Source organism: Verrucomicrobiales bacterium, from assembly GCA_016793885.1.
Classification (GTDB): Bacteria; Verrucomicrobiota; Verrucomicrobiia; order Limisphaerales; family UBA11320; genus UBA11320.
In genome coordinates this window covers 58,980-80,205 of sequence record JAEUHE010000060.1, presented here as the reverse complement: position 1 = coordinate 80,205, position 21,226 = coordinate 58,980, and the positions used below count along the sequence as shown (strand labels likewise).

General features: G+C 57.1%; 6 protein-coding genes. 3 read left to right on the top strand and 3 right to left on the bottom strand.

Annotated elements, in window-relative coordinates; genetic code table 11:
* Window positions 1-107 precede the first annotated feature (107 nt).
* Window positions 108-7,679 (bottom strand): PQQ-binding-like beta-propeller repeat protein, encoded by a 7,572-nt coding sequence (locus JNN07_07785; GenBank protein ID MBL9167626.1) that lies wholly within the window; start codon window positions 7,677-7,679, stop codon window positions 108-110.
* 330 nt (window positions 7,680-8,009) lie between these two features.
* Between JNN07_07785 and JNN07_07780 the strand changes: the two genes are divergently transcribed.
* The gene (locus tag JNN07_07780; GenBank protein MBL9167625.1) at window positions 8,010-9,719 is read left to right on the top strand and encodes an immunoglobulin domain-containing protein; all 1,710 of its coding nucleotides are present in this window, start codon (window positions 8,010-8,012) and stop codon (window positions 9,717-9,719) included.
* Window positions 9,720-10,031: 312 nt separating this feature from the next.
* Window positions 10,032-14,741: an SIR2 family protein gene (locus JNN07_07775; protein MBL9167624.1), complete on the top strand. Its 4,710-nt coding sequence runs from the start codon at window positions 10,032-10,034 to the stop codon at window positions 14,739-14,741.
* A gap of 275 nt (window positions 14,742-15,016) precedes the next feature.
* On the opposite strand, the gene JNN07_07770 is transcribed toward JNN07_07775, so the two are convergent.
* Both JNN07_07770 and JNN07_07765 read right to left on the bottom strand, forming a co-directional pair.
* A complete protein-coding gene (locus JNN07_07770) occupies window positions 15,017-18,160 on the bottom strand; it encodes a protein kinase (protein MBL9167623.1) in 3,144 nt (1,047 codons plus the stop codon).
* 165 nt (window positions 18,161-18,325) lie between these two features.
* Window positions 18,326-19,036: a sigma-70 family RNA polymerase sigma factor gene (locus tag JNN07_07765; protein ID MBL9167622.1), complete on the bottom strand. Its 711-nt coding sequence runs from the start codon at window positions 19,034-19,036 to the stop codon at window positions 18,326-18,328.
* Between the two features lie 137 nt (window positions 19,037-19,173).
* Here JNN07_07765 and JNN07_07760 point away from each other — a divergent pair, with 137 nt between their 5' ends.
* A complete protein-coding gene (locus JNN07_07760) occupies window positions 19,174-21,210 on the top strand; it encodes a hypothetical protein (protein MBL9167621.1) in 2,037 nt (678 codons plus the stop codon).
* Window positions 21,211-21,226 lie beyond the last annotated feature (16 nt).

Genomic DNA, 21,226 nt, shown 5'->3' with positions numbered 1-21,226 from the left:
GATCGGTGACGTCGCCTGAATCTACATTCTTTAAAATTAAACAAGGTTCAGACCAGTGGCAAGCTGTGGGTGGAAGAATGTCGGCCGACGATGCGAACTGGGCGTGACTATTTCCGGGCGCGGTAGAATCGACTGGATTTCGATCGGGTGCCTAAATCCAAAACCGCCGTGGGGGATTCCTGGAGAGTGATGCTCAACCAGGGGGTCCAATTCACCCCGTTCCCCACGCCATCGTTTCGCTCAATTATCAAGGATTCGCCAATGGGCCCGTAACAATCGAGTCGAAGGCCACTTTCGTCACGCTGGGCGCGCAGAACCGGCTGGCGGCGAACTCCCGTTCCAACCCCGCTGTTCGCTGGGTTGCCCAGATGCTTGACCCAGGGTCCCGGATCGATCGGGCCCGTCCCTTGGATGCAATAGAGCGTGTGGTCCTGCACTCCCACGAAGATCGATCCGTCCGACCCCATTGCCGGTGACGTCGTCACAGGCCCGATGTCAGCCTTCCACTGAGTCGTTCCATCAAATCCGTCCAGCGCAAGCAGCCCAGTATCCGTACCCAGGTAAAGAGTGGCATCGGCTCCGAGGAGCGGAACGCCCGTGACATGGATCGGCGGGTCTGACTCAGCCGGGGATGATCCTCCCCAATAAAGTTCACCCGTCCGGGAATCCATGGCAAAAGCCGATTGACGACCGGTTTCAATGTCACGCCTGACTCCGTAGAGGGTCCCGTCCGCCGCGGCCACTAGGAAAAGCACAGCGAAAGCATCTCGGCGCCATGGCGAGGCACCGTAGGCCCAATTCAAGGATCGGAGGCTCGGTTCGCCCACTTGGGGGAATGGCCCACCAAACCTACGAAAATTGTTCCCCACGAAAAGGGTGCCATCGGCCTGCATGGCTACGGCGCTCGGTAAGAATTCCGCAGGAATGGACCACAGGGGCGCACCGTCCGTTGCTCGAACCGCATCGAACGTTGCCGATGTTGCGAGATAGATCGTTCCTCCGGAGTCGACAAACGGGGGCAACTCCGGGACGAAATTCAGCGGTTTACTCCAGTTCTCCTCACCCGTCAGCGCTTGGAGAGAAGAAAGAGTGATGCCACTCTCCGAGGAACGCACCACGAAGAGCGTTCCCTCCGGCGTCACTGCCGGCGGGTGCCAAACGGTCCCTCCACCCTGTCTCCATCGAGTCCGTCCCGATTGAGCGTCGAGGCAAATCACTTCACCCCCTCCGAGGCGACCAGAAGAACCCATATACAGCGTTGAGTCGGGTCCGAGAACCGGAGCAGTGAGAGCCGCTGCTCCCGTCTCCACACTCCATTTGGAGAAACCGGCGCGCCCTTCGAGCGCGAAGACGTGACCTCCCGCTGTTGTGACAAAGACGGTATCGTCAGGTCCGACCGCCGGGGAGTTCATGGCCTGCCCGCCCCTTTCTAAACTCCACTTGATCTCACTTTCCCGCACGGAAAACACAGCAGCCACTTCCCGATTGCGGTCCATCGTGAGCGAGAGCGAAGTACTCAGGCCGGCCGCATCGCCTTCCCAACCGAGAAACTGCCGCCTGCTCGCTGGAACCGCTCGCAAGGAGACGACCGTGCGCGGCGAGTAAACCGACTCGGCGGGTGTGATCTCCACGGAACCAGGACCGACACTCCGGACCGCGAGTGTGTAGCCGATTTGGACTTGGAGGGAGTCGCTGTTGACGGATCCCAAATGATTCGAGACCACGACGTGATAAGTCCCGGCGTCCACTTCACCGGCAGCGAATCGCAACAGAATCGAATTGGTTTCGCCTGCAAGAGGTATGCCGTTTCGGAACCACTGATACGTCAGCGACGAACCTGCAGCGATGACACCCACTCGCACTTCCTGGCCGACCGCAATCCGGGTGGACCTAGGCTGGCGGACGATGCGTGGAGGCAACGGCTCGACGGAGACCGCCGCACCCGTGTTCCTCAGATCGGCACGAAACTTTGGCCAGGCGCTGGGGGCCAACGCAGCAGTCCCCTGGATGGCCAGCAACTTCGTCGATGCTGCCACATACACCAAGCCATCCGGGCCGATGGTAGGAGCGCCAGAGAATGCGGTCGGGGACCGGTGTCGGAAAAGCTCCTGACCGATGGAGGCATCCAAAGCCACCAGGGATTGGTCATTCTGGGCGATGAAGAGGGTTCCGTCTGCCGCTAAAGCCGGGCTGAACGAAGTGCCCGAGGACGACACCCAGGTCCACTTCTGGACACCGGAGTCCGGATTCACCGCCATCGTGCGACCCGAAGTATTCACAAAATACACGGTTCCATCCTCGCCGATCACGGGCGACTGCGAAACGATTCCGAATCCAGTGATCGACCATCGCTCATGCCCCGCCGCATCGAGCGCGTGCAACCCGCCAAAATCGTCGCTGAAATAGATCGATCCATCCGCGCCAATCGCAGGAGAACTCGAGATGGAACCCGTTGAATAATCCCATTCCGCCTTCCCCACGGGCGATACGGAGTGGAGCTTTCCTCCTCGGCTTCCGAAGATGACCGATCCAGAGGCAGTGACCGCGGCCGAAGAGGAGATGGAAGCACCGGCCTGAAACTCCCATTTGAAGGCAGCGTTGGGTCGAAAAGAGGCAAGATGGCTGACGCCGTTTTCCGTTCCGACGTAGATGCTGCCATCCGGACCAATCGCGGGCGATGCGCTCACGGGATAGGAAATGCCTATAGTATCCTCGAACCGCCGAAGGCCGGTGGTCGCATCGAATCCATAGAGATGACTGACATAGCCGTCGTCGAGATTGGATACGAGGTAAAGAATTCCGTTGGTCCCAATGGCGGGAGAGGAATCAATATGACCCGGCACCTGCTTGATCCACGCAAGACCTCCGGCGCGCGTCTCCAGGGCGATCACTGTTCCAGCGCGCGTGGTCACATAGATGAGTCCGTTGGACCGGATCGCCGGTGTCGCTGTGATCGCAGCCTGGGCGTCATACTGCCAGACCACGTCTCCGGGAAGAGATGCGAAGGTGGCCACCAGATGCATGTTCGATCGAAGCGTTAACACCAAGGGATTGGCGTTCCCCGAGGCATCCCCTCCCCAGCCGAGAAACGGCCGACCTTCTTGCGGCTTCGCAATCACGCTGACTCGGCTTCCGGGAGAATACATCGATTGTCCTGGCGAGAGCTCGACGGTGCCGGAGCCACGCGTCTGGATCGAGATCGAAACCCCAACCACAACGGCTATCCTCCTACTCCGCGCGAGGCCTTCGGTGTTCGTGACGTCCAAGGAATATGTGCCTTCGTTGTCGCGAAGAACCTTAGGAATGACATAAATCGGTGCTGTGGCCCCTTGGATCGGCTTTTCGTCACGATACCACTGGTAGCGCAGGTCTCCGCCTCCCTCGGCCACACCGCGCAAAATCCCCAGCGATCCTTCAACCGCGAGCAAATCGTCGCTTTGAGCGACGATCCGCGGTTGCCCTCCACCAAAACCTCGTTGCAGCCCGTCGTTCGAAAGAGCATTATGGAACTTAGGCCAGGCCGCGTCTGCGAGAGGCGCACTTCCGGCAAGGGCGTAAAAGGTGGATCCAGCCCCGACATAGACCGTCCCATCCTCGCCGATGCTGGGCGAACTGGTAATCGGCCCCGCACCGCGAAACCGCCATCGAACCTGGCCGGTGCTGCTGTCCAAGGCAAAGAGAGTTCCTTCTTCGGTTCCAACCACGATCGTGCCATCGGCTGCCACTGCGGGAGCTCCGCGGATCGTGGTTCTGGCGTCGAACTGCCACCGCGCTTTTCCGGTTAACCCATCCAGCGCGAACAGCATTCCGTTGTCGGTGCCACAATAGACGGTATTCGCAGCATCGATCACCGGGGATGAACCAACGGGGCCGGCCGCGTTGAATCTCCAGAGCAGCACACCCGACTTCATGTCGAATGCGTAGATGAAACCGTCGTCCGAGCCTATGTACACGGCGCCGTCTCTACCCAGCGCGGGAGAGGAACGGACTCGGCCGGCCGTGAGAAAGCTCCACGCCAGGCCTAAGCCTGACTTCTTCACGCAATAGACTTGCCCATTATCACTTCCGAAAACGATCAGACCAGCCGAACTGATGGCTGCCGAGGATTCGATGGAGGCATCGATGCGGTAGCTGTCGGCCGGAACACCGCTTCTCGAAAAGCGTTGGAACGCTGCGCCGGCGGCACCCGGCCCATCGCCTTGATATCCGAATCCGTCGTTGTCGACCGCCGGCGAGGCGTTTAGTTGCACATAAAGTCCCAGGGGGTAATCCCAGAGAATCGAGCCTGTGGAAGCATCGAGTGCGATCCGCCGCCCACCGATCGTGCCTCCGTTCGCGCTCACGATCAGCCGGTTATCTTTCGTGAGCGCTGGGGAGACCGGGACGGATCCACCGATGCGTGTCTTCCACAGGAGCCTGCCCCTCTGTGTATCCCACCCGCGGACAAACCCATCGTCCGCACCAACAAACACCGCACTCGCATTCAACGCGGGAGAGGAACGGATAGCTCCTCCAACGTCGGCGCGCCAAACGAGTTCTCCCGGCTCCATCTCGAATATCGCGGTGATGCTCTTGTTCCCGTTCAACGGCACGAAGAGCCGGTTGGTCGTGCCTGATGCATCTCCCGACCAGCGAACGAAACGCCGGCCCGCCGTTTCGAGTGCGAGCAGCACCGCGGCTGGCTCGTTAGCCAGATACGTGATCTGCACCTCTCCTTGGCCGCGCCGAAACACCTCGAAGCGATACCCAACACGGAGCGTTGCTGGAGCGGTCTCCACCGATCCGAAGAGGTTCGTCACGCTCACGTGGTAATTACCCGCCTGATCTTGACTCGCGTGTGTGAAACTGAGCGCCTGGTTGGTCGCCGTAGGAATCTCCTGACCGTTGACATACCACTGGTATCGCAACGGAAGCGCACCGCTTGCCAGCACCCCGAACTGCACGAGTTCCGATTCGGCCGCGACCACGCTCTGAGGCGTGGTTATAATCCTCGGGGGACCGGAGAACTGGAAGTTACCTGTGCCGTTGTTGGCGGCGTTCCCTCGAAACGTCGGCCATCCCGTGCTGGCCAACGGCGCTGCACCGGCGATCGAGTAGAAAACGTTTCCGGCACTCACGTAAACCGTTCCATCGGGTCCTACGTTCGGGCTGCCTTGAACCGAACCACCCAGCTCCACTTCCCAAAGAGTTGTCCCATCGGAAGCCTTGAGGGCGCTGAGTATTCCGCTGGTTGACGCGGTATAGAGCGTTCCATCAGCGGTCAACGCGGCCGATCCTGCGATGGGAGCGCCGGGCCCTCGACGCCATTTGGTTACCCCGGTGTCCCCATCAATGCCGTAAAGATACCCTGCCTCCGTTCCCAAGTAGACCACGTGATCCGGTCCAACGATGGGAGATGCGCTGATCTGAGAGTAAGAAAGAATTGGGCTGGTGCCATAACCCTCAAGTTCGATGTCCCATCTTTTCACTCCCGTCGCGCCATCGAGCGCATAGAGTTTGGAGTCATCGGAGGCGATAAAGACCACGCCGTCATCACTGACCGCTGGCGAGCTTCGGATCGCTCCCCCTGTCCCGAACGACCATTGTTCCGCTCCAGATTGCCCGCTTAAGGCGCGAAGCTGGGTGTCATAGGATCCGACGTACACGGTCCCATCAGGGCCGAGCGACGGCGAACTGACCACCCAACCGCCGGTCGCGACCCGCCAGCGCACAGTGCTGCCTCGAACCGCGGTGATCTGCTTTCCTTCCTCGCTGCCGAAGAAGATCGTACCGTCGGGTGCGACGGCCGGGGAGGAATTGACCGAATCCTGTGGGATGTAGGCGGGAAGGCGCTGACCCGTTCTTCCATCGAACAGGGCGTAGATCGCGCTGACATTTCCGTCACTCGTCACCGCCGGAGAAGCCGACTGGTAAACCTCTGATCCCTCCCAACGTTTCTGTCCCGTTAAGGGATCAAGCGCATAAATTCGGTCGTCGAGTGGAATCTTCAGAAACACAGTGCCATCCGGACCAATCGCGGGGGTCGTGGGGGTGCCCGAACGAGTTTCGAACCGCCATCTCACCTCGCCCGGCTTGAACTCGAACCAGGCAGAAATCTTCTTATTGGAATCGATCACCAGGCTGACTTCATCCGTAGTCTCAGTTAGATCTCCGTTCCACTTCAGAAACCGATGATCATTGGTGGGTGACGCTCTCAGCGTCACTTTTGTTCCAGGGAGATATAGCTGTTGTGGTGGATCCACCTGGACGAATCCCTGGCCAACGATCTGCACATCCAAAGAATAACCACTCGTGAGCTCGGCAGCACGGCTCAGGGTATGTCCGGCGAGATTGGTGATTTCGACCTGATATCGGCCGCTGTTCGTCAAGCTGACACGGGGGATATAGTAGGCAGAATTCGTGGCTCCCACGATCGGGTTTCCTTCGAACAGCCATTGGTAGCCCATGGGAGTTCCGCCAGTCGCCATGACATACATTGTCGCCGGTGCCGACTCCGCCACGCGAACATCCATTGGTCCAGAGAGGATCTGTGGACCTCCGTTGGTCGGTTCCAGAAGGGAACGCCCGTTACCCAGTGGATTTCCCCTATATTTTGGCCAGGGCGAAATCGCAGGCCCAGCGGTGCCTTCGAAGGCATACAGCAAACCGTCATTCGAAGCCACATACACCGTGCCGTCGGCGGCGATGGCTGGGGAGGAAACCACCACTTCTCCGGTTTTGTGCTTCCATAGCACTCGCCCGCTGGCCCCTTCAAACGCGTAGACATATCCATCGTTGCCCCCCACGTACACCGTGTGATCGGCGGCCACGGCTGCGGTGGACCAGAACTGCTGGTACGATTCAAAACTCCACTTCATTCGACCCGTATACTGATCCAAGGCGAAGAATTTGCCGTCGGCCGACCCGACATAAACTGTGGCGTCGGGACCCAGCACCGGGGAAGCGAGTGTGCCGTTGCCAAAAGCCCAACGGCGAGAGCGTGTGCGAGGTTCAATGGCGACGCACACATTCTGACCGGTGGTCAGCAGGAGAGTGCCGTCGAAGCCGATAGCCGGCGACAACCACTCGCTGGAATCGATGGCCAGCGACCAAAGCCGCTTTCCGGTGGGAGAGAGCGCCGTGAAATCACCAAACCGCCCCGCCACATAGATCGTCCCGTCGTCGCTCACCACAGGTGAGCAGTTGATTTGCCCGTTGAGTGGGAACGACCACTTCTTCGATCCTGTGGCCGCATCGAGCGCGTAGATTTTCCCATCAAAGGAGCCGATGAGAACGGTGCCATCCTCGGTGATGGCCGCCGAAGACTCGATCTGACCATCAGTCGCGAACTCCCACTTTTTCGCGCCGGTCGCTCCGTCGATTGCGTAGACGGACTGATCGATGGAGCCAAAGTACACCGTTCCTTCAGGCCCGATAGCTGGCGTTGATTGAATCCGATGCCTCGCGCTGAAGTTCCATTTTTGAGCACCGTTTGATGGATCAAAAGCGAAGAGCGCCAGCCCGCCGATGTAAATAGTCCCATCGCGACCGATTGAGGGTGAAGAAATCGTAGCCCCACAGGGTGCCGTCCATTTGACTCGGCCGGGTTCCGCGCTCAGCCCGTATTCAAATTCAAATCCCAATACAAGAAGCGCAGCCAAGACCGCACCTCTGCCAGTTTGAATGGGGCTCCAAGTCATGGTCGACATTTAGAAATGCCGCACCTAGGGTCAAGCTTGAAACAAACCTCCACCATTTCGCGCGGCTCTGATTATTTCAGGGTGAGGCTCGGTCTTTTGTTCGAAGTTGATCGAACACAGAGTCCTACCCATCCGACCTGTTGCCCATATCAACACCGTGCCACTCTCCCTTTGAAAGTTTAAGGAAATAGGCGAGATCGGCACGAACCGATCTTCACGGATCGAAGAGTCCAGCAGGCCCATATAGCTGCAAATCGGGCTTGGCCAGCGGAGTGATCGGAGTCGCGGCGGGAGCCAGTCACATGGTCGCCCTCAAGGAGGACGGTAGCCTTGAAGACCAATGGGGGCGTCATCGCCTGGGGCAGCAACGGCGATGGGCAAGCCACCGTACCGACGTCCGCGCAGAGCGGCGTGAGTGCGATTGCGGCAGGTGGTTTCCACACGGTGGCGTTGAAGGTTGACGGCAGCGTCCATGCGTGGGGACTGAATTCTGCAGGCCAGACGACGGTACCGATTGAAGCGCAAAGCGGGGTCATTGCCATTGCCGCCGGGACATCGCACACGCTGGCGTTGAAAAACGATGGGCGGGTCATTGGGTGGGGAGCGTCGGGCATCGACTACGGCCAGGCCACCGTACCACTGGGAGCACAGCGTAACGCAATAGGCATTGCGGCGGGAGGTTTTCACTCCGTGGCACTCGTATCTCCATCGGCCCCCGCCATCATGACGTCGCCTACGAACTTGACCGTGTACGCGGGGGAGCATGTCACCCTAAACGTCGTGGCGAACGGCTCACCATTGACCTACCAGTGGCGCAAAGATGGAACCAATCTGATGGGAGCGACGGACGCTACCCTGAGGTTGCCCGGTTCACGGTTGGCCGATGCGGGCACCTATACGGTGCGCGTGAGCAACCTGCTCGGGAGCGTGACGAGTGACGTGGCGCTGCTGAGCGTAGCCCCTCTCCTGCCTGGCACCGTCGTGGCTTGGGGACGCAACGATGAGGGGCAAACAACGGTGCCCGCTGCAGCTCAGGGCGATGTAATCGCGATTGCGGCCGGACACGGGCACACCGTGGCTTTGAAGAGCGAGGGAAGCGTTCTTGCCTGGGGCCGCAATACGGATGAAGACGACGAAGTATCGGGACAAACGGATGTTCCGATCATGGCGCGGAGCGGGGTGATTGCGATTGCGGCCGGAAACTATCACACGGCGGCCTTGAAGGAGGATGGGATGGTCCTGGCCTGGGGCGACAACCATTACGGCCAGACGACGGTGCCTCTGGCCGCGCAAGCCAACGTCACCGCCATCGCCGCGGCTGCGAACTACACCCTTGCCTTGAGAAATGACGGAAGCGTGACGGCGTGGGGAGCCGTCTTCGATGTCCAAACGCCCGTTCCCAGTGAGGCACGGACGGGGGTCATCGCGATCGCGGCAGGACGCGATCACGCCTTGGCCCTCAAGCAGGATGGGAGCGTGATCGCATGGGGACGGAACACCTTGGGTCAAACCACGGTGCCGGTGCAGGCGCAAAGCGAGGTGATCGCGATCGCAGCAGGTGCGAAGAACTCGATGGCCATAAAGGCTCATGGAGGGATTTTGGTGTGGGGAGACGACGATTTTGATCAAATTCCTGGGCCTCTCGCCGCCCAGCGGAATGTGGTTGCGATCGCTGCTGGTTACGCGGTGCTCTTTGCTTTGCGAAGCGAGGGAAGCGTCGTGGCCTGGGACGTTTTCGGCGAATACGGCGAAGGGATCGTGCCATTCCTGGCGCAGAGTGACGTCACCGCCATCGCGGCGGGACCCTATCACACCGTTGCGCTCATCGGAGGGCCCGTCGCATTACAGGCCAGGCGCAGCAGGCAAGACCTGATCCTTTCCTGGCCCCTGGATGGGTTCTCCTTGCAATCAACGTTCAGTCTGAAGACACCGGTCACTTGGACGGATGTTCCCACTCCCCCAGCGCGATCGAGCGCGCATTGGGCAGTCACCAACACGTATTCCGGAAGCGAGCAATTCTATCGGTTGAGGAAGCAGTAATCCTCAGTTTTCTACGAGCTGAAAAGCCTGCAAGAGTTCGGCGAAACAACCGCCCAGTCCAAGACTGCATCCCCCCGTGACGGTTGAAGACGGCTTCTCATAGTTTTGACTCTTATAAAAAGACAGCCGAAACGTTTACGGCAGCGATTGAACCGATCGGTGTGAGTGCCGAGGAACCACCTCATAGGCACTACCAGGATCGGCTGGGGAGTTCCTACCATCATATTCAACCTGAAGTTCCCCCTTGTTGAGTGGGTCCGTTCTGATTGATAGTGATTGAACAGGAGTAGCGGAATCTGCTTAACTGTAATAATGCTCTCCAAGCCTGCCCGGGAACGTTACGCCCCTCAGACTCAACTGGGGTTTATCAAAAGTATCGTCAGTGAACTCCGCGCCGGGTGGGGAGTCACACCCTTCACCGGTGCAGGAGTGTCCGCTAGATCGGGCATTATCACAGGACTTCAATTTGTGGACTATCTGACGTGGACCATCTTCAGAAGTGTTGCCTCCGCCAGAGATCTCGAAGCGTGCCTCGGCTCCGGTGCCGTCCGGTGGAACGTCCAACTCGACGGGTGGCCGCGGATCCCAAAGCCTTCGGAAGTGGACACCACCCGAGAGTGGGTATTCAGGGAGTTCGCCCTACTTTGCCGACAGCATGGTCTGAAGGCCATCAGGGATGATCAAAGCGCTACGCTGGTCCTTGCGCGCTTGATCCCCGAAGACGCCGACTCCTCTCCTCAGCCGGAGTTCACTGCGGCGAACCTGGATACCCACCTTCGAAGGCCACTTGTTCCGGCGATTCTCCGCTCTTGGCCGCAAACGAACGTTGACGATGTCGGCCTCAAGCAGTTGCTGCGGTTATTTCACGCAGAGGACGAGGCCCGCGGGGTGCTCACCCGGGTTGGATTCTCCCCTGAGTCGGAGGAGGCGGTGGTAGAGCAGGCCATCCGATCGCTTCATGACTGGCGAGGGATGCTGGAATTTCTGGCCCGATTGAGAATCCGCAGACCAAGTGGGAAAAGGAAGGAGGGAGGCAGTTTGGATGAACGGGCCATCGGAACTACTTTTGTCGGGGAGCGTGATCCAAGTGTCATTGACCGGTTCAACACGCACATCACCGTTGGAAGGAAGCCGAATCTGACACATTCCATGATCAGTCATCTTTCCGGCCCATTTCGGGCGAGGATGGTGCTGACGACAAATTTCGACGATCTCCAGGAGCAGGCATTTCAGCAACTCGACCTCTACTACAGGGAGATTCCAGTGAGCAATAAGGGAGAACTTCCCTCGGCCGACACCGTGCACTCCATGAACTGTATCGTGAAGCTCCACGGGTCCCTCATCGAAACTCGGGCAGACTTCTCCCTCGACGAGATCCCACTCCAGCCCGACAAGGAAAAATTCTTCGATTATGTCCGAGGGCGCTCACCAGCCGCGGAAGGGCACAAGTCTGGGGAAGAGGGCTTCCTTCCAACGCATCTTCTCGTTTGCGGTTACTCTGGCAACGACGCCCGCTGCATCTCGATGATCAAGTACGTCCTGGACCGTTCTCCAGACTCCAAGCTTTTCTGGGTATGCTATAATCGCAATGATCTCGAGAGATTGGGGTCACTCTTTCCCGAAGAAGCCTACTGGAATGGTCCGAGGCAGCGGATTTTCGCCACGATCACCGACCGTAGCGACCTGCTATTCCTGGAGCTTTACCAAGAAATCACCTTGAGCCTGCCCAAGGGTGGTTTCAGCTATCACTATTCCCATGATGTTCCTCCAGAGTTATGGGATCCGTCCCAAGGCGCAACCAAGGGTTCTGGCCACGCCAAGGAGGTGAACAACATTGTTTCTCGAGTGGTCGCTCGAACGAAGGAGGTCGAGGATCACTTGAGGCAGTCCTCTGATAAAAAGTCAATCAACCCGAAATCACGAGCCCAATCTGCAAAGTGGCTGCCCTTCTGCATAGAGGCCTGCCCGACCGATCCCAACTCCGCAGCTAACAGGGGAACAGGCCTCACGGGGATTCTCAAGGACGCACTAACGGAACTGGCGCACCGAAAATATTCGTCGATCTGGCTTGAGATGGAAGACTTCGCCGACGCCGAGTCGCTGCTTCACAACCTACTTCAAGTCATTTCCCTTAGGCTTGGGCGATTTCAATTGGAACATGCCGTCCTCTTACCCATACGCCTCAAGCAGATGGTAACGGAACCCCAGAACGACTGGGATGGGCCTACCATTGCGGCGTGGCAAGGAATCGTTCAAAAGAGTGTAAACTACCTGGGAATCCAACCTGAAAGGTTCGCGATATGCCTCTACGGTCGGAACGTCCCGGGGATGTGTGCAGGGTGGGACGGTTCACCTTGGACCGAAAAAAGCTACCGGACATTTCACTGCATCATCACCGCTCTTTCGAGGCTTGGGTTTGTGATCATCTACGCGCCGCTGACTCGGCAACGGGTTGACTCCTGGAAGGAGAAGGCGGCCGAACTCAACCGAACAGCCGACGCTTTGCGAAGGCTGGCTTTAGAGAAACGGGGCCGCTTTCTGCGGATGAAGACCCCTCCATCCATGAGCCACAAGCCTGAGGCGGAGAACATCGAGCCAAGAGCTGACTGGGCTGATCTGTCCATTGAAAGGGATAAACAGCGGATAATCCCAGATCGGATGGAAGTGATCCGATGCAAGCCAACGCAGACTGAGAACCCGATCCTTAAAACCTTGGATGCAGTTGTAACCGACCGGCTCTGGAAAGCCTATATGCACTCAGGCACGCATGGGGACGAAGACTGGGGTGGCATCGTCGACGAGATGCGGTTTCTCTACATGTCGACACTGTACCGCCGGTCTCGACCACACAACGTCTTTACGACCGAACCTGTGATGCCTTCGCCCTTCGCGAGGAGCAGTTGCGGCCTGGACAACGATTGGGTCCGAAAACGGGACGCAGAAGCGTATCTCGAAGTCTATCGAGATCGTGGCCTGCTTTGGCGAAAGCCAGGTGGTAACCATTGGTATTACCGGGATGGCAGGCTGGGCGTAAGACATTTGCTGGAATCGGCGGCAGGGCTTCCGTCCGGAGACCCCAATGGTAGTGACAGGGTTACAGACTGGCCTGCTCAGCTGGAGGCGCGGGGACACTATTGGGCGGCGAAGTGGTATTTCCGAGCCTATTGCACAACCTTCCACGCGGTGCCGATGTGCGAGGCCTATTACCATCTCTTCCAAAGTATCAAAGCAGTGCCGATCGCACGCAGGCCGAGCAGCCCGATGACGCCGGAAGAAGACTCACCAGAAAGCATCACGCGTTACCGCAGATTCCTGTTCGTTCGCGCCCTCACGGAGCTGGTCAAACTGGTAAAGCTGGGGCGCACGTCGCTGCTGTTCTGGCTGGACCGCCCGGCAGCGGAGGCGTGGTTCAACGAGGAAGCCATCGCGCAAACACTGGGCAAGATCAGCCAAGTGCATGAAGACCTCTATGGCGCCACCTCCTCAGGTAGCCAACCCCTCAAGGATGCCAAGTTCGCGAGTGCCGAACATGGGCTAGCTTTGGTTCGCGAGCTAGCCGACGAGCTTACCATCAGCCGGCACAGTTTCGCGCGGGAACTCGCACTCCCAAGCTCGCCTTTGCTGGCTGCCTGCCAACTCCAAGGTAACCAGGAAGGTGCCAGCGTGAGCGAACTCGAGATTGAGAAGCCCGAACTGTTCGCAGAGGCGACCACAAGCCAGAAAGCTAAGGACTGGCGACGCAACTTCAAACTGAAAGCCCCCGCTAAAAACCCAAGTGCGCGGCTCCTGAACGAGACTCTTGAATCGGTGGTGTCCACGCTGATCAAGAAGCCGGATAACATCTACGTCAGCCTGCGAAAATCGATTCACGGGAAGCTCAGCGAGGCGGGCGTCTGCGAGTTGCTCCCCCCGCTCATCTCAGCACTTGATAAGCTGGCCTATCAACACGTTCGTAGGGCGAAGATCCTGGACTTTGTGCAAACGCTCAAGTTGAGCGAAAAGCCTGAAGATCATACTATCTTCCTGATTCCTTCTAGCTTAGCAGGTCGGGAGGTATGGAAGGAGTTAACCATTCTAACACGGATCATCTCCGATCTTTGCGACCTTTGCCCCCCATCCCTCATCGAGTTCGAACGATCACTGCGCAGTGAGGGCTTATGCCTTCTGGCCCTGGCGTTAGCCCGGCTTGGGAGGTTTCACCAGGCGTACCGGCGGCTCAACGAAGCGGAGGCATTGCTCTCCAAGCTGCCCCGAAAACAGGAGGGCGGGGAGATCGCGATCATAGAGCTGCGGCGCGGGGAGGTCCATTTACAGCAGGCGCTAATGATTCAAAACCTCCGCTGTCTTGGAAAGTTGGAGCCGCGGCAGCAGACCAAGGCAACGAGAAATGAAGATCAGGGCCTGATGCGAGCCCTGACTTATTGGCAAACTCCCCGAGGAGCGCGATCAGATGCGAAGGCAAAGACCCTCGCCGACCAATGGAGTGAACAGTATGGCCCATGGGAGGAACTCCAAGGTATTCAGGGGGAGCGCCTCCTTACGGCCAAGCTGGATGATTGCTGGGCAAGTTTGGAAAATGCTGAGAAGCTGCTTTCGGGAAAAATTCGCACGACGCAGTGGTGGGGGCGTCTCTGCACGCTGAAACTGAGGCTATTCGCCTCCCTTCCACGAGAAGAAGATCTTCACTACAGGCCTCTGGCATGGAGAAAAAACGTGGAGCGTCCGGAGGAGCTGCTGCGTATCGTAGAGCTGGGGCGGGCTGTGTGGCCTGATGACCCGTTCCGGCGACTCAGGCTGGCATTCTACTTTTCCAAAGCTTGCGTAAGGTCGGACGGAGGTCGGATGCTAAGGGAGAACCCGGCCGCGTCCGACGTCTTAATGGAAAAGTTCGAGCTCGTTGGAGGCTACGAGGTGGGTAAGATGCCTCTGCTGAAGAACTGCATTGACGGGTTAGCCAAATTCAGAGAGCAGCTCAGAAAGCGGAAAACCGTACGGCCATTACGGAAGTCCCGCCGGAGATGAGGTTAGGTCGCGTGGAGAAACGAAATTCGAGAAACCGCTCCAGGGAGGCTGGCGATGCCCCGAACCTACTTTTCAACAACCAGCCCATATCGGCTTGCCATTCTGTTGACGGAAGATCGCTAGGGGACGCGCAGGGGCAATAACGAGTGGCGAGAAGGGACGGGCTGGAACGCTGAACAGAACAGGAGGTTGTCTGTGCCCCCCACGGTGTCAATGCGGACACAGACTATTTTCCATGCACCACTTATGAAACATGGATCATCAGCCAGCCACTTTCATGGCACAAACGGGAAATCCAAATTCATGCTGCGCAGTTGCTCCCGGATCCGCCGAAGGTCCCAAATCTCCACGCCTCCTGTCTCCCCTGAGAATAAGAGTTGTGCGTCGTCCCTGGAAAACATCAGGTTGCGCGGAAGGGCCTGGTGGGGAAGAATTGCCAATTCCTCCCAACTGTCAGTCGCCACCAACCGTATGTGTTTGTCGCGACAACTCAATGCCACCATATGTCCATCGTGACTGAACTCTGCAGTAAATTCTCGTTTGAGCGGCGAGGCCAATTCAGTATGGATATTCCCTGTCCGAGTGTTGTAGACTGTCCACCCGTCTGAATTATGGTGGCGAGCCAACAACCACCGACCGTCAGGACTTAGACACGGGGAAGCCTCACCGACACCATGAGGCAGTTGGTGAAGCAATTTCCCAGTTTTACCATCCCATAGGCAAAGAATCATCGATTGCCGACCTTTATTCTGAGTGCCAGCCACCAGTTTTCCGTCACCACTGATGGTCAGGTCGGAGTAACCGCTAGCTTCTGGTTCTACAATGGAGGGAGGGTCTCCGAGGTGCAGAAGTTGAAAACCTCCACGATGCCGAATCACGGCATGCTGTTCATCCTCGGAAAGGCGAAACCAATCATAGCCGTATTGTGAGAGAGGCCAGCGTTGGGCGGACATCTCGAATATACTAACAGGGACAGCTTCAACAGGGGTAGGAATCTGCATCCAGAACCCCTTTCCATCCTTGGAATTTCCAAGACAATAGAGGGAATTGAAATCGCCGCTGAACCTTGCCGCCTGCGTTCCTTTGGGCAAGTCAATTCTCCTGCTTCCCGGTATGAGTGCCAAGAACTGTGCGCCATGTTCTTCGTTACCACCGGCAATCAGCCCCCGCGGGGATAGATCCACAACCCAGCCGCCCTGTTCCAATTGCGTGCGCCTCAGTTCAGGTGCCACACTACACTTCCATACATCCCACCGCGGCAGCTGATAGTCCCTCCAGCACAACCTCTCACCGTCCCGGCTGATCTGAAGCGCATTTCCAGCCCATTGAAGTTCCAGCAGCTTCTCGCCCGTGCCGGAATTCCAAAAACATGTGCTTGCGTCCCAAGAGGTGGTGATCAGAATTTCCCCTGAAAATTCAGTCATCCCAGAAATGTGATGAAGGTGTCCCCGGATGGAATTCCGCTTCTGCTTGGTAGTCACATTCCAAAGATGAACCATACAATCACCAAGCTTATCATCCGGTCTCTCAGCAACCGCGATATGCTCTCCATCGGCCATCCAAATGGCGCAGGTAATGGCGTGGCCTCCACTTGCAGGCAACTCAGCCATGGTGGCACCATGGACGACATCGAAAATCCTCACACTTTCTTCCGCGTGTAGCATCCATCGATCCCCTCTTGGGCTGAACAGACTGGCTCCGCTAACACCTTCGACGAAAAATCGGCGATGGCCCGTGGAAATCTCGTGATACTCAGTCCCTCCGGGATGAACACTCATCAGCCCTTTTCCATCCGCAGTAACATCGAAATAGGAGGCCGCCCGATGAACCTTTAGAAGTCGCATCGGCGGGACCAAATGTTGAGTATTGCGAGGGTTCCAAATAACAAAATCCCCACCTTGGTAGAGCCCATATACCGAAGAATCATCCTTGGACCAGGTCCAACGAGCCAGCTTAGGGGTTGACACTTCCAAATCACTCGGCGGCGCAAGTTGAGAAACGATCTCGTCATTGTCCACCGACCGAACGATCAAACCGCCAGATGGATCGTTGGTGGCGTAAAGTCTCAGATTGGGATCAAAAGCCAGCCCACGCGTGGGTCCTTTACGAAATGAGGGTATCGTGCGCCAAGGCATGGCGTCGGGTAAGGAAAAGGCTCGGAAAGCCAGAGTCCGCAACGCCGTTGAATTGGTATGCTTGGCCGCCTCTCGAATGAGATCCAACGCCCGGAATCGCTGTCCTGACGTTCGAGTTTGAAGCAGGGCATGAGCGAGATTCATTTTGGATTGAAAAAGCGCTTGTTCTGCAGCAAGGCGAGCCTTGGCTTCTGCTTTTTGCATGGCTTCCAATTCTTTTCGAGCCGCATTTGCCTGCTGTTCCTTGGTTGCTGCATAGTACCAACCTGCACCTACGAACACCAGAAGGCAGGCTGCTATCGCAACCGCTCTTGTTGCCGCAGCCAGTCGCCGCTGAAGCCTATGAAGCTTTTTGACCGAATGCCCGGCGCGCAGTAGGAGTAAATCTTCCTGCATCGCCCGCGCAGATGGATACCGCTGCTTAGGATCGTAGGCGCAAGCCCGAGCAATGATTTCATCCAATTCCAGAAGCTGATCGGCGTCCGGACAGGAACCGAGCTCAGTGATGGGCTCGGGGTAAGACTGTCGATCCTTTCCCGTACTGATCTCATAGAGGACCTTGCCCAAGGAGTATATGTCGGATTGAGGTGTCCCGGTGCCTTCGGGCGCGGCAAACCCCTCGGTACCAACATTGGACATCGTTGCGTCCACCCCGGTCACCAAACCGATGTCAGCCAATTTCGGAATGCCATTAACGAAGATGATGTTGGAAGGCTTTACATCGCGATGCACCAGTCCGCTCAAATGCAGGTGATGAAGCGCTTTGGTGAGAGAAAGTGCGATTTCCAAACACTCGGCTACCGGAAGACGCCCCAGTGCCGATTGAGCCAATTCTGATTTCAGCGTGCGCGGGAGATAGTTGCGGATGGATTCGGTTTGGAGTGTTTCCGACACGGATGCTTCGTCACTCGGAAGGCCCTGCTTTCTCAAGGGAGGCAAGTCTCCGCCATCCACAGGATCAGCCAACTCCATCACGTAGTAAAAATAGCCTTCAGTATCGTTGCGGCCCACGTGGAGAATATCCACCTGGCTTTCGTGGGAACGCGAGATGGGCTCAAACCGCTGGATACCCCGAAACTCGCGATCATAGGGGCGGTCGTCCGTGAAGGTAGATCGATACACCACTTTCAAGGCGCGGTAAGTGCCCATGATGTTTCGGGCAAGCCATACCGTCCCATAGCTCCCGGAGTCGATAATGCGAATCAACTCATGGTCAGGGATATGAGGTGAAATAGTGGATGGATGGACTCTTGGTTTGGCCGAGGAAACTCCTTCGAGTGCCATGAAAATCCTTGTGTCGGAAAAGTGTTAAGGAACGCTGAAGATTTGTGACATCAGCGAGCCGAAGACACAAGTGCAAGTTTGGAGAAAATTGCCTTGAGGCCGTGCACTCGGATCACGGCCCGCGCGGACCCGGATGTTGAAGCGACGCAATCCGGAATCTGAGGCTTACGATGGCTCCCGATCCTGAAGTTTCTTCATTTCCCGCCTGAGCTGCAGCCCAAGCCTGTGCTTGACCAGATAAACCTGGGCGGCGCTCACTCTTAGCGCCTTGGCCACCTCAGACGCGGGCTTCTCCTTAATTACGGCCAGATAATAAATCTTGAAGTGGACGGGATTGACCTGGGTTTTGAGACTTTCGATCGATTTGTCGAGCAGTGCTTGCCTCCACTCCGTCTCCCAAACCGCCGATAGATCGGCCTCCCGCTCTGGAATTCGCGAAACGGGCGGCGTCCCAGTCCCGGGGCCACCCATATCCACAAATCGCCCCTGCGGGGGACGCTTACGCATCTGGTCGACTGCCCTGCGCCGAGCAATGGTAAGAAGCCACACTCCGAAGGATCCCTGATCGGGATCGGTGTCGAAGCGTGAAATATCTTTGGACACTGAAATCAGTGTCTCTTGCACCACTTCCTGGGCTTCATCATGGGTACAACCTAGTTTCATTGCGAATCCATGGACAATTCCGCCGTAAAGCGAGCTGAACTCCTTCCATGAAGCCGGGTCTTTCCGCTTGAGGCTCTCAATTAAAGACAACCTCGTCTGAAGTCGGTCGCCAAGCTTACGATCTTCACGCTTACTAGACATAGAGATAATCCATTCCAGAATAAACTCGGGGCAAAAACGCAAATCTTTCAAAATTTCTGCCTCTCTCTTCACTCGGTGGTGATGGCATTGTTGCCTGGAGCTTTACCCCAGCTTCCACTGTGGAACCTCAAATCCCCCCATTCAGACCTCAAGCTCAAAAGAGCATCCGTAGGGGGTCTGTCGCTTCAAGACTGAACTAGGATTCGTTGATGTCGGCCGACCTCATTCCAAAATCTAACTCCGAGCCACTTAGAATCCCTTTAACATTTCTTGGCCGGATGATTACATCGGTGTCCGTGTTTCGTCGTATGACTAAGCCCCTACGCCTTAGTTCTGGCATCGCGTGTCTGACCATGCTAAGTCTAAGCCTCAGACTCCTACACCCAACGTTACCTACCAACCCTATGAAACCTCAGAAGAGCTACGCGATGGGCATTGCCGTCCTTTTGCTGCTTGCGTTCCTTGCGCTACGTACAGTGGCTGATCCAACTAGCATCCCAGGTTTAGTCTCATGGTGGCCAGCGAACGGAGATGCGAACGATCACGCAGGCTCGAACAACGGAACCCTTAGCGGAGGAGCTTACTACTCTACGGTTTCAGGATCAGCTTTCAATTTTGATGGCCAGCAGGATTATATGGAAGCGCCAACCGACAGCCTGCCGGTAGACGATCAAGATCGAACCATGTCTTGCTGGTTCCGGATTGAGGAATTCCAACCCGAAGTTGAATCGATGCTCGTTGGCTACGGAAGATTCGGCAAAGAGCAGCAAGCGTTCGTCATCGGTATGGTAGCCGATGGCCGGGTCTACGTATCGCAATGGGGAGACGCCGTCTTTGGTCGAGCCGTCGAACCAGGGCTTTGGTATCATTTAGCAGGGACTGTTGAGAACTCCAACGTGCACCTCTTCTTGAACGGTGTTGAAGTTGCGAGCAAACGCATGCAACTGAAGACCACTCAGGGGCAATCGCTAGTTGCGGGGAGAGTACCAGGCCCCCTTGGCAACATCAGGCGGACACACGGACAGGTGGACGATATCGCCATTTTCGATCGCGCACTCTCACCAGAAGAACTAGGAGCGCTTTTTGCGGACGGATCGAAAGAGCATTGCGACTCACCACGGGTTTTGGACCCAGTCCAATCGATCCTGGTGGCAGTCGGTGAACCGTTCAACCTATCCCCGCGGGTGTCCCGTTGTCCTGGGATGGTGTTCCAATGGATGAAGGACGGAAAGAAACTTGATCTCGAGTCCAACGCTACGCTCTCACGGGATAGCGCCACTACCGAAGACGCGGGATCTTATGCACTGATGCTCACCGACGATTTAGGAACCATCACATCCCCAGTAGCGTCAGTTGAAGTGATCCCCATTCGGATCACGAGGCAGCCAATAAACCTTTCACTCCTGGTCGCCGATCAAGCCACGCTCGAGGTAGATGGCTGCTGCTCGGCAAGCACCCTACAATTTCAATGGTTCAGGAATGATCTCCCAATGGCCGGGGCAACGAACCGACTGCTGATTCTTCCAGCCGTGACCTTTTCAGACTCCGGCGACTACTCAGTTGTCGTCGCGAACAGCCTCGGTTCAACCACCAGTAAAGTCGTCCAACTTGTCGTAGGCTTAGAGGAGAGTCTGGGGCTGGCCCTTGGAGTGCCTGAGCTTGAGTGGACAACCTCGGGAAACGCCCTTTGGTTTCCAACTACCTCCGTTGGGGGACATGCGTCAAATAGAACCGCACAAAGCGGCGACATCTCCGACGAAGAAACGTCGGAGATGTCGGGCTCGTTTACCGGACCAGGCATAGTCACTTATTGGTGGAAAGTGTCGTCCGAGCAAGACTACGATTTTTTATCGATCGCCTTGGATGACGCACCTCCTATTCACAGCATCTCTGGGGAAGTCGAATGGAGCCAGGTCACCATCCCGATCTCGGACGGAGTCCATAAGCTGTCCTGGTGGTTTGCGAAGGATGAGGCGGTGAGCACGGGAAGCGATGCAGGCTGGGTGAGCGAGGTTCGATTCGTCGGCAGCCCAGTATTGAGTGGAACCGCGCTGCGTCCGAATCGTATTCAGCTCAGCTTTCAACCCACGAGCGGAATTCCCTACCACCTCGAATCTTCGCCTGAAATCTCGGGGCCATGGTCGCAGGTAAATGCCCCATTCATCGGAAGCCACGAGCGTTGGTCAACAGTGATCGAGGGGGAAGGAGTATCCAAAGTCTTTTATAGGATTGTTCTGGATCTTTGAACCCGTTGCGCCGCGC